The organism is Ruegeria sp. H3 (assembly GCF_056533095.1).
Window position 1 is genome coordinate 243,025 of sequence record NZ_JBQFOD010000003.1, and the last position, 12,650, is coordinate 255,674.

A 12,650-nucleotide genomic window follows, 5' to 3' on the forward strand; every position below is an offset into this window, starting at 1 on the left:
ATTTGGTTCCGAAACAAACATACCTTTCCTCAATAGGCCAGACTTGACGCCACAGCGGGCCAAATCGTCGCTTTATAGCTTTTGCATCAGAATGGTTTCCTATAGGAAATCCGCAACTATTCACCCCTGTTCTATGGAGCGCAAATGAACGCCAACATTCGTGATACGGGTTTTTTCACCCAGTCCTTGTCCGACCGTGACCCCGAACTGTACGGCTCGATCACATCCGAGTTGGGCCGTCAGCGCGATGAGATCGAGCTGATCGCATCCGAGAACATCGTCTCTGCCGCCGTGATGGAGGCGCAGGGCTCGGTGATGACCAACAAATATGCCGAAGGCTATCCCGGCCGTCGCTACTATGGCGGTTGCCAGTTCGTCGATATCGCCGAAAACCTGGCCATCGACCGCGCGAAAGAGCTGTTTGGTTGCGGCTTTGCTAACGTCCAGCCGAACTCGGGCTCTCAGGCCAACCAGGGCGTGTTTCAGGCCCTGATCCAGCCCGGCGACACCATTCTGGGCATGAGCCTCGATGCTGGGGGTCACCTGACCCACGGTGCGCGTCCGAACCAGTCTGGCAAGTGGTTCAACGCCGTGCAATACGGCGTGCGCCAGCAAGACAACATGCTGGACTACGAGCAGGTCGAGGCGCTAGCGAAGGAGCATAACCCCAAGCTGATCATCGCCGGTGGTTCCGCCATCCCGCGTCAGATCGACTTTGCCCGCATGCGTCAGATCGCCGATATGGTCGGTGCCTATCTGCACGTGGACATGGCGCATTTCGCTGGTCTGGTGGCGGCGGGCGAACATCCCAGCCCGTTCCCGCACGCCCATGTGGCGACCACGACAACCCACAAGACCCTGCGTGGGCCGCGTGGGGGTATGATCCTGACCAATGATGAAGATATCGCTAAGAAGGTGAATTCGGCGATCTTCCCCGGCATTCAGGGCGGCCCGCTGATGCATGTGATCGCGGGCAAGGCTGTTGCGTTTGGCGAGGCCCTGCGCCCCGAGTTTAAAAGCTACATCCAGCAGGTCATCACCAACGCGCAGGCGCTGTCGGACCAGCTGATCAAGGGTGGCCTCGACACGGTGACACACGGCACCGACACCCATGTTGTGCTGGTCGACCTGCGCCCCAAAGGCGTCAAAGGCAACGCGACCGAAAAGGCCCTGGGCCGCGCGCATATCACCTGCAACAAGAACGGCGTGCCGTTTGATCCGGAGAAACCAACCATCACCAGCGGTATCCGTCTGGGGTCCCCCGCCGGCACCACCCGTGGTTTTGGTGAGGTGGAGTTCCGCCAGATCGCCGACTGGATCATCGAAGTGGTCGACGGCCTCGCCGCCAACGGGGAAGACGGCAACGCCGCGGTCGAGGCTAAAGTCAAAGCCGAAGTCGCGGATCTTTGCGCCAAATTCCCGATCTATCCGAACCTGTAATCAGGTTTTGATCTAAGAGAAGCGGCGCCCGATGATCCGGGCGCCGCTTTTTTGTCGGACACGGGGCTCTCCTGCCCCTTTTGTGCGCATCTTATGCGCTGAAGGTGTTGGGCCATGCGCCGTGTCTTGTTGGGCTCGGCGCGGTAGGCGTCAGATATCCGAGTCGGTATCCTTGAGCGCATCTTCCAGCAGCTTGTCATTCCGCGCCTCTTCGATGCGATTAATTCGATCCTCGGCCGTGCGAGCATCAAAGCGATATTTTACCACATTAATCAGGCTAAGCGTCAGAAGAACGATCCCCATGCCCCAATACCCTTTTGTGGCCAACGGCACATCGGTGGACAGATACAGCGAGATCGCAAGCAAAGCATAAGCCACCACAACGCCTGCACCGTTCAGCATCAGGATCAAACCGTTTTCATTACGTGTATTCATTGTAGGTCTCCTTGAGAAATTCATTTTCAGTTGAGATTGGGTTTAGCTGTCTTGCTGCGTGCGAAGCCGGTTCAGCACATCGTCGGCGGTGGCACGGGTTCTCGGACCATAGCCGGCCTCTTCCATCCGCGTAGATATGGTGCTGTGATCCAGGCTCGCATCGATATCCCTTAGAATTTCGGATTGTTCAAACGGATCTTCTTGCTGCATCACGCGTGCGATAAGGGTTTCGGCTTCGTCAATCGGGCTATCCCCACCCAGATGCCGGTTCAATCGCCTCTGCAGTACCTGCTCTCGCTTAACGGAGCGGGCGGATATTGCACCTTGTTTCAAATCCAAAATCCGACGGCTGGCTGCCTGTACGGAATGGCGCAGCTGAAGAATGCGAGCTTCCAACCGGTCCACGGTTTTCGACCGCACTGTTAGCTCATTTTCCAGATCAGCCACCGCTTGGGCGGCACTTTCCGCCAGATCCGCGCGGTCATCTGCTAGTGCCTGACGCGCCCGGTTCATAAGATCGTCAATCCGCGTCCTTAGCCCGTCGATCTGCCGCGTCTCATTGCGCTGCTTCTGAATCATACTGGCCAGAGTAAGCTTGGCGGCTTTCAGGTTCTGCTCGGCCTCGCGGATTTTCTGGTCGATCAATTCGATTGAATAGGTGTCGCGCAGGCGGTCTTCGGCCCGGGCGTTTGCCCCATTAATCAATGTCTTCAACGTACTGAACATGTGTTCCTCCGATATATGAACATCGTTCACAAATCGGATATAGCAATTGCGTGAACATCGTTCAAGTATTTTTGTGAACGACGTTCAGGAAACTATTTGTTTCCAATTCGAGAAAGAACCTGCGTGATCATCCGTTCGATCTGATCAGGCGGTACGCCCGAGATGCGATTTTCCAACCCCAGGGTCACAATGCCATGCACCGATGAAAATAGGGCGCGTGTCATCAGATCGGCCTCAACCCTATCCAGATCAGGAAAAAGCTGGCCAACAGGTTCGGCGATATAGGCAAAAAGCCCGCGAAGCGCATCCCGATACCAGTCGGGAACCGGGCCATCATCCGCCATTTGTAGATCGAACAACGCACGCCATAGGTTCGTGTTCTGATCGGCAAAGTTCAGATACGCGACGCTCATGACAACAAGGCGCTGCACAGGCGGTTCGCTGCCGTCAAATGACGATCCGACCGCCTGCCCCAACCGTCTAAATGTGCGCCCGTTGACGGCCATGATGATGGCGTTCAAATCCTCGAACACATTGTAGATGGCACCTAACGCGCAGCCTGCATCTTTGGACAAGTCTCGCGCCCTGAGGTCCTTGAGCCCATCCCGGTCAATGCGAAACTCGGCCGCTTCGATCAGTTTCTCGCGCAATTGTTCGCGCCTGAGCTGAGATTTTGTGGTCATGCCGCCCTCGGGGTTTGAACCTCGTTCACAGCGCATAAGACAGAAGAGTGGATCAGATCAAGCCGCGCCATATCAGGAACGCCAGAACCAGTGCCCCAAAAGCCAGGATATTGAAGGCCAGTCCGCCCAGCATACCCAGAAACCAGCCCCATCGCCGGTCGGCCAGATTGATGGCGTTAAGATGGGTCTGAACCTCATCAGCGGCTTTGGTCAGCGCGGGCGTATCCAGAACCAATCTCAGCTTTGGATGGGCGGCCATTTGTTCGGCACGCGCCAGAACCATTGCCTGTTTGAACACCCGCCGTGGGAGGCGACGTTTGGCCCGGCGAATCGACGCCTGAAGCGTTTTGTCACGCACGCCCAGCTTGGCCCGCAGCAACGCAACGGTTTCAGCAATTCGATCCTGAATTTTGGCGTCTTGTGACATCGCGTTCTCCTGACGCGCGACACTAGCCCCTGCGGCGGCGCGCCACAATGGGGCTGGTTGTTTCAAATGGTCGCCTGTATCACGCGGATATGCTGAACACGATTGTACATGGCGATCCGACCGCCCTGCCGCCCCTTGTTATTGCTCATGGCCTTTATGGGTCAGCCCGGAATTGGGGCGTGATCGCACGCCGGTTGTCGGACGAACGGCAAGTGGTCGCGGTGGATATGCGAAACCATGCGCATAGTTTTTGGGATCCACACCATGACTATCCGGCTTTGGCCGGCGATATCGCGCAGGTCATCGAACAGATCGGCGGACCCGTGGATGTTCTGGGGCATTCTATGGGGGGTAAGGCCGCCATGGCCCTGGCCCTGCAACATGGGGATCTGGTGCGCAAACTCGTGGTGGCCGATATCGCACCGGTCGCATATGGGCACAGCCAGATTCAGTTCATCGAAGCCATGCGCGCCGTTGACATGTCGCAAGTCCACCGTAGGTCGGATGCCGAACAGCAACTGGCGGAGTTGGGTGTTGAGCGCGCGTTGCAGAGCTTTTTCACGCAGTCATTGGATGTTTCGGGAAAACGCTGGTTGCTGAATTTGGACGTGTTGGCCGATCAGATGACAAACATCATGGGCTTTCCCGAATTGGACGGCGCCTGGGACGGGTCCGCCCTATTTCTGTCTGGCGCTGCATCCGACTATGTCTTGCCTGAACACCGCGACCACATTCGCGGCCTGTTTCCCGGTGCTCGCTTTGCGAAAATCCCAGGTGCAGGCCACTGGCTGCACGCTGAAAAACCACGAGAATTCGAGGCTGCGGTCAGAACATTCCTGAACGCCTGATTAACCTGCCTTCTGGTACAAGCGTCGGGCGACCAGCAAAGCCGCCGGAAGCGCGACAAGCGCACCCGCAGCCGCGGCTGACAGAATCGCCATGACGGAGACCATGCCCAACGACAAAACAGCAATCACCGCAGACCCTGCGAGAGCGGTGGCAATCATGGAATAAAGCAGCGCAGCAAGACGAAACATGACATGTGATCCATTTGGTTGAACGTCATGCCAAGTTAGATCAACGCGCAAACTTTGGCGTTGATCTGGATCAGGTTGTCAGCCGTCCACGACCTCTCCGCCGCCATTGACCCAATCGCTCAGCCCACCCAGATTGAACACCTGTTCATACCCCATATCGAGCAGCAGTTTTCCTGCCAATGCTGCACGACCACCGGACGCACAGTAGATCACAATTGCGCGGTCCTTGCGCATCTGCGGATCAAGGGATTGCAGCGCTTCATCGGCGCGGAATTCCAGCATACCGCGTGGAATATGATGTGCCCCGGCTGCGCGGCCTGTTTTCTGTACCTCTTCCGCGCCGCGAATATCCAGCAGCAGCGCTCCCTGCTCGATCAATGCTTGGGCCTGCGCCGCATCCACACGCGGCACGACGGCATTGGCTGCCTCCATCATCTCTTTCACAGTGACTGACATATTCACCCCTTTGCCTGACTTTTCAGGGCAAAGCTAACATGCGAACTTTGGAAGGTGTAGCCATCTGCAACCGGCTTTCCGGATTGCAAAACGTATCTTGGTACCCGCGGCCGGACTCGAACCGGCACGGCCTTCCGGCCCAGAGATTTTAAGTCTCTTGTGTCTACCATTCCACCACGCGGGCAAGATGCGTCAGGCCCGGTCGGGGCCCGGAGCCACCATTACGGCGACAAGACCATGAAGACAACGTGTTTTGCTGCCCAACCAACAGGATTAGCATGTGCTGCCGCTAAGCCGCATCCGCCCTCGCGGCCACAACGCGGTCAAACCATGCCGAAATAGCCGTCAAATCGGGCGCGAGTTGCTTGGCTTCACCGCCTGTGAATTCCAGAAACTTCTCGCGATTCAATCCGTTTACGCCGACCAGAACAGGAATGTCCTGTGCCAGAGCCTCGGCAATCACCGGGCGGAAACCACGGCCATCGGCCTCATGTTTGCCGAACTTGTTGATAATCAACAGCTGCGGTGCGTCTGCCAACGACGCAGTAACATAGCCGACCGCCTGCTCAAGCGCCGCCGGGTCCAGCCGGCAGCCGCGCGATTGCGTACCCAAAGACTGCGAGATGCGGATCGTGTCGCCTGCGGGAAGAACGCGAACATCCATATCGCACCGGCTGCTATCGGTGCATTCGGTGTTGGTTTGCACAACGCCTGCCAGTTTCGCACCCGAGGCCAACAAGTGTTCCGCAACCGCGCTGAGCAACCGGTCGGTTGCGCCGCGATCTGTGGTGGTGACATAGGCCAGAAACATAGTGGGACCCTCGCAAATCTGGTAGAACGCTTCAAATAGCACGCTCTGTGGGCTCCGACCACTCCTTCCAAAGTAGAAGCCACGCATCTATCGCGCTTGGCAACTGACCGAGCGATCTGGCATCAACGCACAAGCAGGCGCTGCGGAGGTTAAAGCAATGCGTTCATTTGATGAGATATTTGAGATATCGGCAGGTCGCCATGGCGGGGCTGCGGCGTTGAATGCCAAACTCAGCAAGCCCAAAACGCCGCAAGAACTTGCGGCAATGCCCGAGGATCGCTGGCTCTCGATCCTGACCAAATGCATCTTTCAGGCCGGGTTCAACTGGAAGGTCATCGAGGCGAAATGGGACGGATTCGAAACCGCTTTTGACGGGTTCGATGTGGGTCGCTGCGCCTTTATGGACGATGAGAAATTCGACGCGCTGCTGCAGGACACTCGGATCGTGCGCAACGGAACCAAGATCGCCACTGTCCGGGACAACGCGGCATTCTTGCTCGAACTGCGCGACCAGGGCGGCGCAGGTGAGGTTCTGGGTGGATGGCCCTCGACCGACTATATCGGCCTTCTGGCCATGTTGGGCCAACGCGGATCCCGGTTGGGCGGCGCGTCCGCCCAATATGCAATGCGGTTTGCAGGCCGCGACAGCTTTATCCTGTCACAGGACGTGACAGCACGGTTGATCGCCGAAAGTGTGGTGGAAAAAGCCCCCACATCCAAGAAAGCCATGGCCGCCGTGCAACAGGCCTTTAACACCTGGATGGATCAATCGGGCCGGTCCCTAACAGAAATCAGCCGCGTTCTTGCGATGAGCCTTTGAAAACGGCTTGCGCAACCGAAGCGGCAGGCTAGGCTTTGCCCATGAGTGTGCGTGTATTGATTTTAGTGTTTCTGGCTCTTGCGACCTGCGGACGCCCGCTGACACAGCAAGAGCGCGATTTTGCTGACGAGATACAAGGCGACACACTCAATCTGGATCGCGTGCGCTTGGTTGAAGGTGCGCCCGTTTTGCCAATCACATATGTCCGAGAAGCACGCCCACGTTTGGCTTGTCGCGAACGTATCCTTCCACCGATCGAACCCGGACCGGTAACGGGGAAACCTGCGGCAATTGCTTTATTCGACAAGGTTTATTTCGCGCGTGACTGGTACCTCGAAGACTACATGTCAGACTATCCCGAGCAGATGAATCTGATCGCGGCCATGCTGCTGGCGCATGAACTGACCCATGTCTGGCAGTGGCAGAACCGCAAGACCACCGGCTATCACCCGCTGCGCGCGGCGGCAGAGCATGGCGGGCGCGAGGACCCGTATTTGTTTGATCTGGATACCTCGCCTGACTTTCTATCTTACGGCTATGAACAGCAGGGCGCGATTGTCGAGGAATATGTCTGTTGTCGGTCGTTGGACCCACAGGCTCAGCGCACCAAGCGCCTACACAAGATGCTGGGTACGCATTTCGACCTGTCCCCCCTGCCCCAGGAAGGCCGTGAGCGTGACATCGCGATCCCGTGGAGCGATGCCAAGATCGAAGGAATTTGCAGCTAGATTTCAGTTGCCTTGCAGGGTTTTGAGATAGGCCACCAGATCAACAATAGGCTGACTGGTCAGAATAGGCTGCCCCTCTTCCGTTTTCATGGATGTGTCTTGCCCTTCAAAATATGGGCCATACACCGGCATCGGGCTTCCATGGCTCACCAAAGGGTCACGCCCGTCGATCCGGGCAACAACCCGCGCCGTTGGGAAACGCCCGTCTTTTGTCAGTTCCGTCAAATCGGTCGGCTGAATAATAAGAACGCCCGCCATTAGGCCTTGCCCCATGGCGTCAATTCCGTGGCAGGTCGCACAATAGTGCTGATACAGCTCAGCACCCGTTTGCACATCTTGTGCCGCCGCGCATTGTACCGACATGACAAGCACGGCAGACACAGTTCCCAGCTTTGACCACTTCATCGCATCCTCCTATCCGCAATGGCATTTACAGGCTTGTCCGATGCGCCGCTTGGCGCAATGATCCAGATCAACGAAGCAAGAGGGTAAGGTTCATGACGCAATACGCAGCCATCATGCTGGCCGCTGGAATCGGAGTACCTATCCTCGCAGCGCTTAATGCAGCCCTGGGTAAACTGATCGATTCACCCACGACAGCTGCAGTGATCTTGTTCGCCATCGCCTTTGGATCATCGGCCCTTGTGATGGTTGTGTTTCCTGGGTTCGAGGCAATCACAAAGGTTGCACAGGCCCCCAAACACCTGCTGCTCGCGGGTGTTCTGATCGCGTTCTACGTCTTGACGATCACACATGTCGCCCCGCATTTCGGTGTTGGAAATGCAGTATTCTTCGTGCTTCTGGGTCAATTGGTCAGCACCGCCGCAATTGATCATTTCGGGCTGTTTGGGGCCCAAGTCACGCCGCTGACGTGGATACGTGCGGGCGGGATCGCGGTGATGGCTCTGGGCGTTGCGATCACTCAACTGGCTTGAGAATACCGCCTTCCAGCCGCACCATCCGATCCATCCGCGCCGCAAGGTCCATGTTGTGGGTTGCAATCAGAGCCGAGAGGCCCTCATCCCGGACAAGCGTCATCAACGCATCAAACACCTGATCAGATGTTTCCGGATCAAGGTTCCCGGTTGGCTCATCAGCCAGCAATACTTTGGGTAAGTTCGCCAGCGCCCGGCAAAACGCCACACGCTGTTGTTCGCCACCCGACAAAGCCGCCGGGCGATGGCTGGCTCGGGCGGCCACGCCGACACGGTCCAGTAATGACATCGCTCGGTCTTTCGCTGCTTTCTCAGCGATCCCATTGGCCAGTTGCGGCAGGGTAATGTTTTCCAAGGCGGTAAATTCCGGCAGCAAATGGTGGAATTGGTAGACAAATCCGATGTCCTGCCGACGCAAGGCGGTTCTGGTTCGGTCGCCCTTTCCACTGACATCCTGCCTGCCAATTTCAACCTGCCCCTCATCCGGCATATCCAGAAGGCCCGCGATGTGCAGCAAGGTGGATTTGCCTGCACCGGAGGGCGCAACCATCGCCACCGCCTCACCCGCAGTCAGAGATAGATCAACGCCGCGCAACACCTGCACTTCGCCCGGAGTACCTTTCAGATAGGTCTTGGTCAGGCCCTTCAATCGCAATGTCACATCACTCATAACGCAGCGCCTCAACCGGGTTCAGCCGCGCCGCGCGGCGGGCGGGGAAATATGTGACAACAAAAGACAAACCCAGTGAAAGGGCCACGGCCTTGAGCACATCGCTTAGATGCAACTCGGCTGGTAGGGCATAGATGCCACGAATGGACGGGTCCCAGACACCACCACCCATCACATAGTTCACGAAGGAAAAGATGGGATCAATGTAGATGGCGAACAGGCAGCCCAAGATCACGCCCATCGCGGTTCCGATGATGCCTGTGAACGCACCGCAGATGAAAAACACCCGCAGGACCGATCCTTCGCTCAGGCCAATTGTACGCAGAATACCAATGTCGCGCCCCTTGTTCTTCACCAACATGATAAGGCCCGAGACAATGTTCATCGCAGCAATCAGCACGAGGATCGACAGGATGATGAACATCACGTTGTCCTCAACCTCGAGCGCACGCAGAAACCCACCCGAGGCATCCTGCCATGTCCAGATCTGGCTACGCTCACCTGAGGCTTCGAGGATTGGGATCAGGATCGGGTTCATCGCTTCGGGTTGCGTGACCATCACCTCGATCTCATCCGCCACGCCCTCGCGGTTGAAAAAGCTCTGGGCTTGCGAAAACGGCATGTAAACGCGCGTGCGGTCGATGTCGTATCGTCCCGCGGAAAACACATAAACCACGCGATAGGCATTCACGCGTGGCGAGGTTCCAAAGGCGGTTCTGACACCGTTGGGCGAGGTCAGCTTAACCGTATCCCCCACAGTGGCCCCAATGGTACGCGCCACGCCCGATCCGATGGCGATCACATCCTCACCCGTCTGAAACAGAGACAAATCCCCTGCCGATTGTTCGGCCTGTGCGATGCCCGGCAGGTCCATCAGGTCGTTGGGCCGGATGCCAAACACCTCAACCCCGCTGCTGCGGTCGCGATTTGTGATCAGAACCTGACCTTTGACCAAAGGTGCCGCCCGTTCCACACCCGGAACCTGTGCGATCCGCGCCGCGCGTTCTTCGTAATCCTCCATCGTGCGTATCACGCGCCCCTGTGCATCAATCTCACCCGAGGAATAGACAGTGACATGTGCATTCGCCCCAAGGATCGTGCCGACGAATTCGGCCCGGAACCCAGAACGCACCGCGAGTGTCGCGATCAAGGCGAACACGGCCAGAGTGATCCCGATCAGTGAGATCCAAGTCATAACGCTGACGCCCCCCTCGGCCCGGCGGGCCCGCAGGTATCGCCAGGCGATCTTCCATTCAAAAGGGGCAAAAGGCGGGGGTGTCTTGGCCATGCCTGCTCCGGTCTTGTTGTTTGGCGGCGACCCTCTCGGCATTTGCCACAATGGTCAAGCGCCTTGTGAACGCTTCACCGACCGCGTGCAAAGCGATCGTCTCAAATGAGCGAATCAACACCGGCATCTGCTTTGGGCGCTCAGATAAAAAGTGTTGTTGGATTCAACAACTACCCTGTCGGTTGTGACGCCCTTCACAGACATCGCCATATTGTTTCAGCTATGAAGTCAATATGGGCATTGCGTGAGTGACTGAACTCAAAATGCCACATATATTAAGCAATATTATTTCGCTTTTTGCTTATTTTTAGAAACTTTGTCACCCTGATTTGGGGGAACACATTTCAGAGCGGGGGTCGCTCAATGAATATTCAAAATACACCAGAAGGGGCGGACCGTATTTTGGTTCGTACAACAGCAACAGAACTGGATTGTGAAACAGCCGCATTACTGCGGGCTGCGATCCGTCCCATTTTTGCAAAAGCTGTCAGTTGGAACAGTTTGGCAGATCGGTTGAGGGATAAGGGCTATCGCCTCGCCTTCCTCAAGGGTCGCCTTTGCATCACTGACCGCGCAACCGGTCAGCGCGTTTGCGGGATACGGTTCCTGGGCTTTGAGCTGAAGGAACTGGTCAACCGGCTGGGCCGCCCGATCGTCGTCGCACGTGGCAATCAGGCCGACGGAGAGCTGTTGGTCGCCCGCCCAGTGTCGGCGCAGTAAGAACGCCGCGCTGTCCTTGGCCTACGCGTATCGCCCGGGTCAGGCGATACCCTGATAGATTTCCGCGACCTTGGTCACGGCTGCTTCGGGGCTTAACTCTTCGTTTTCGCCTGTGCGACGGCAGGTCAATTCAACCACGCCGTTTTTCAGACCACGCGGTCCGACCGTGATGCGCCACGGCAGGCCGATCAGGTCCATAGTGGCGAACTTGCCCCCTGCCCGCTCGTTACGGTCATCATAGAGCGGCTCAAGCCCCAAAGCGGTCAGAGCACCATAGAGCTTCTCGCATGCCGCATCCGCTTCGTCGTCACCCTGCTTCAGGTTTACGATACCGCAATGGAACGGGGTCACGCCCTCGGGCCAGATAATGCCTTTATCGTCATGGCTGGCTTCGATGATTGCACCAATTAGACGGCTGACACCGATACCGTGGCTGCCCATATGAACCGGAACCGGCTTGCCATCCGGGCCTTGAACGGTCGCGCCCATGGCTTCCGAGTACTTTGTACCGAAATAGAAGATCTGCCCTACTTCGATCCCGCGCGCCACGCGGCGGCGCTCTTCAGGGATCTGATTGAACAGCGCCTCATCATGGGTTTCGTCGGTGCGCGCGTATTTCGAGGTGAACTCCTCCAAAATCGCCTGACATTGCGCACGGTCATCATAGTCAATGTCTCGGTCGCCGAAGGTCAGGTCGGTGACGGCGCTGTCATAAAAGACCTCGGATTCGCCTGTGTCAGCCAGAACCAGAAACTCATGTGTATCGTCGCCACCAATAGGGCCGGAATCGGCGCGCATTGGGATGGCCTGCAAACCCATGCGTTCGTATGTGCGCAGATAGCTAACCAGATGCCGGTTGTAAGCGTGCAGCGCGTCTTCTTTGGTCAGGTCGAAATTGTAACCATCCTTCATATAGAACTCACGCCCTCGCATCACGCCAAAGCGTGGGCGAATTTCGTCGCGGAACTTCCACTGGATTTGATACAACGTCAGCGGCAGGTCTTTGTAACTGCTGACATGGCCGCGGAAGATGTCTGTCACCAATTCTTCAGCCGTCGGGGTATAGAGCATATCGCGGCCATGGCGGTCCTGCATGCGCAGCATTTCCTGACCGTAATCGTCATACCGCCCGGATTCGCGCCACAGGTCCGCCGATTGCAGGATGGGCATCTGAATGGCGATATGCCCTGCCCGCGCCTGCTCCTCATGCACAATATTTTCCAGCTTGCGCAACACTTTGAAGCCCAACGGCAACCACGAATAAATCCCGGCAGCAGCTTGCTTGATCATCCCGGCGCGCAGCATCAGCCGGTGGCTGACGATCTGAGCCTCAGCAGGGTTTTCCTTGAGAACGGGCAGAAAGTAACGGCTGAGGCGCATGACTTAACCTTTTGGGTGATATTTCAACAAAAAGGTGATTATGCCAAAGCCCCGCCGGGAGCAATCATACATTGGTGAAATTAGAACTTAGCCT

General features: G+C 57.0%; 17 protein-coding genes and 1 tRNA gene. 6 read left to right on the forward strand and 12 right to left on the reverse strand.

From position 1 onward, the window contains the following. The first annotated feature begins 144 nt into the window (after window positions 1-144). Window positions 145-1,440 carry a serine hydroxymethyltransferase gene (gene glyA / locus ACR0JE_RS05590; protein WP_480863447.1) on the forward strand — a complete coding sequence of 432 codons (1,296 nt, stop codon included), beginning with the start codon at window positions 145-147 and terminating at the stop codon, window positions 1,438-1,440. 150 nt (window positions 1,441-1,590) lie between these two features. Here glyA and ACR0JE_RS05595 read toward each other — a convergent pair whose 3' ends face one another. From ACR0JE_RS05595 to ACR0JE_RS05610, 4 genes are all read right to left on the reverse strand, one after another. Beyond that, window positions 1,591-1,875: a hypothetical protein gene (locus ACR0JE_RS05595; RefSeq protein ID WP_170531961.1), complete on the reverse strand. Its 285-nt coding sequence runs from the start codon at window positions 1,873-1,875 to the stop codon at window positions 1,591-1,593. Window positions 1,876-1,917: 42 nt separating this feature from the next. Continuing rightward, on the reverse strand, window positions 1,918-2,601 hold the full coding sequence (locus tag ACR0JE_RS05600; RefSeq protein ID WP_480863448.1) for a PspA/IM30 family protein: 684 nt from the start codon (window positions 2,599-2,601) through the stop codon (window positions 1,918-1,920). Between the two features lie 92 nt (window positions 2,602-2,693). Beyond that, on the reverse strand, window positions 2,694-3,284 hold the full coding sequence (locus tag ACR0JE_RS05605; RefSeq protein ID WP_480827748.1) for a TetR/AcrR family transcriptional regulator: 591 nt from the start codon (window positions 3,282-3,284) through the stop codon (window positions 2,694-2,696). Window positions 3,285-3,336: 52 nt separating this feature from the next. After that, entirely contained in the window at window positions 3,337-3,711 is a 375-nt protein-coding gene (locus ACR0JE_RS05610) for a hypothetical protein (protein WP_480863449.1), read from the reverse strand. A 47-nt stretch (window positions 3,712-3,758) separates the two neighbouring features. Between ACR0JE_RS05610 and ACR0JE_RS05615 the strand changes: the two genes are divergently transcribed. Further along, window positions 3,759-4,559 carry an alpha/beta fold hydrolase gene (locus ACR0JE_RS05615; RefSeq protein ID WP_480863450.1) on the forward strand — a complete coding sequence of 267 codons (801 nt, stop codon included), beginning with the start codon at window positions 3,759-3,761 and terminating at the stop codon, window positions 4,557-4,559. Here the strand turns inward: ACR0JE_RS05615 and ACR0JE_RS05620 are convergent, their stop codons facing one another. The 4 genes from ACR0JE_RS05620 to ACR0JE_RS05635 all read right to left on the reverse strand — a co-directional run bounded on the left by ACR0JE_RS05620 (window position 4,560) and on the right by ACR0JE_RS05635 (window position 6,015). Beyond that, on the reverse strand, window positions 4,560-4,748 hold the full coding sequence (locus tag ACR0JE_RS05620) for a hypothetical protein (protein WP_480827751.1): 189 nt from the start codon (window positions 4,746-4,748) through the stop codon (window positions 4,560-4,562). A gap of 78 nt (window positions 4,749-4,826) precedes the next feature. Continuing rightward, complete coding sequence (locus ACR0JE_RS05625) at window positions 4,827-5,204, reverse strand: rhodanese-like domain-containing protein (protein ID WP_480540504.1); 378 nt, start codon at window positions 5,202-5,204, stop codon at window positions 4,827-4,829. Between the two features lie 98 nt (window positions 5,205-5,302). Continuing rightward, window positions 5,303-5,388 (reverse strand) — tRNA-Leu (locus tag ACR0JE_RS05630). Between the two features lie 105 nt (window positions 5,389-5,493). Further along, a complete protein-coding gene (locus ACR0JE_RS05635) occupies window positions 5,494-6,015 on the reverse strand; it encodes a DUF2478 domain-containing protein (protein ID WP_480863451.1) in 522 nt (173 codons plus the stop codon). A gap of 157 nt (window positions 6,016-6,172) precedes the next feature. Here ACR0JE_RS05635 and ACR0JE_RS05640 point away from each other — a divergent pair, with 157 nt between their 5' ends. Next, a complete protein-coding gene (locus ACR0JE_RS05640) occupies window positions 6,173-6,835 on the forward strand; it encodes a DNA-3-methyladenine glycosylase I (protein ID WP_480540500.1) in 663 nt (220 codons plus the stop codon). 41 nt (window positions 6,836-6,876) lie between these two features. Further along, a complete protein-coding gene (locus ACR0JE_RS05645) occupies window positions 6,877-7,563 on the forward strand; it encodes a hypothetical protein (RefSeq protein WP_353011405.1) in 687 nt (228 codons plus the stop codon). Between the two features lie 3 nt (window positions 7,564-7,566). Here ACR0JE_RS05645 and ACR0JE_RS05650 read toward each other — a convergent pair whose 3' ends face one another. Beyond that, a complete protein-coding gene (locus tag ACR0JE_RS05650; protein ID WP_480863452.1) occupies window positions 7,567-7,968 on the reverse strand; it encodes a c-type cytochrome in 402 nt (133 codons plus the stop codon). 92 nt (window positions 7,969-8,060) lie between these two features. Between ACR0JE_RS05650 and ACR0JE_RS05655 the strand changes: the two genes are divergently transcribed. Then, the gene (locus tag ACR0JE_RS05655; protein ID WP_170531941.1) at window positions 8,061-8,498 is read left to right on the forward strand and encodes a DMT family transporter; all 438 of its coding nucleotides are present in this window, start codon (window positions 8,061-8,063) and stop codon (window positions 8,496-8,498) included. On the opposite strand, the gene ACR0JE_RS05660 is transcribed toward ACR0JE_RS05655, so the two are convergent. Continuing rightward, window positions 8,482-9,168, reverse strand: coding sequence for an ABC transporter ATP-binding protein (locus tag ACR0JE_RS05660; RefSeq protein WP_480827752.1), 687 nt, complete (start codon window positions 9,166-9,168; stop codon window positions 8,482-8,484). The genes ACR0JE_RS05655 and ACR0JE_RS05660 overlap by 17 nt on opposite strands. Then, window positions 9,161-10,456 carry a lipoprotein-releasing ABC transporter permease subunit gene (locus ACR0JE_RS05665; RefSeq protein ID WP_480863453.1) on the reverse strand — a complete coding sequence of 432 codons (1,296 nt, stop codon included), beginning with the start codon at window positions 10,454-10,456 and terminating at the stop codon, window positions 9,161-9,163. Before ACR0JE_RS05665 ends, ACR0JE_RS05660 begins: the two co-directional genes overlap by 8 nt. A 363-nt stretch (window positions 10,457-10,819) precedes the next feature. Between ACR0JE_RS05665 and ACR0JE_RS05670 the strand changes: the two genes are divergently transcribed. Further along, window positions 10,820-11,176 (forward strand): hypothetical protein, encoded by a 357-nt coding sequence (locus tag ACR0JE_RS05670; protein WP_480863454.1) that lies wholly within the window; start codon window positions 10,820-10,822, stop codon window positions 11,174-11,176. 39 nt (window positions 11,177-11,215) lie between these two features. On the opposite strand, the gene proS is transcribed toward ACR0JE_RS05670, so the two are convergent. Further along, the gene (gene proS / locus ACR0JE_RS05675) at window positions 11,216-12,556 is read right to left on the reverse strand and encodes a proline--tRNA ligase (protein ID WP_480863455.1); all 1,341 of its coding nucleotides are present in this window, start codon (window positions 12,554-12,556) and stop codon (window positions 11,216-11,218) included. Between the last annotated feature and the right edge of the window lie 94 nt (window positions 12,557-12,650).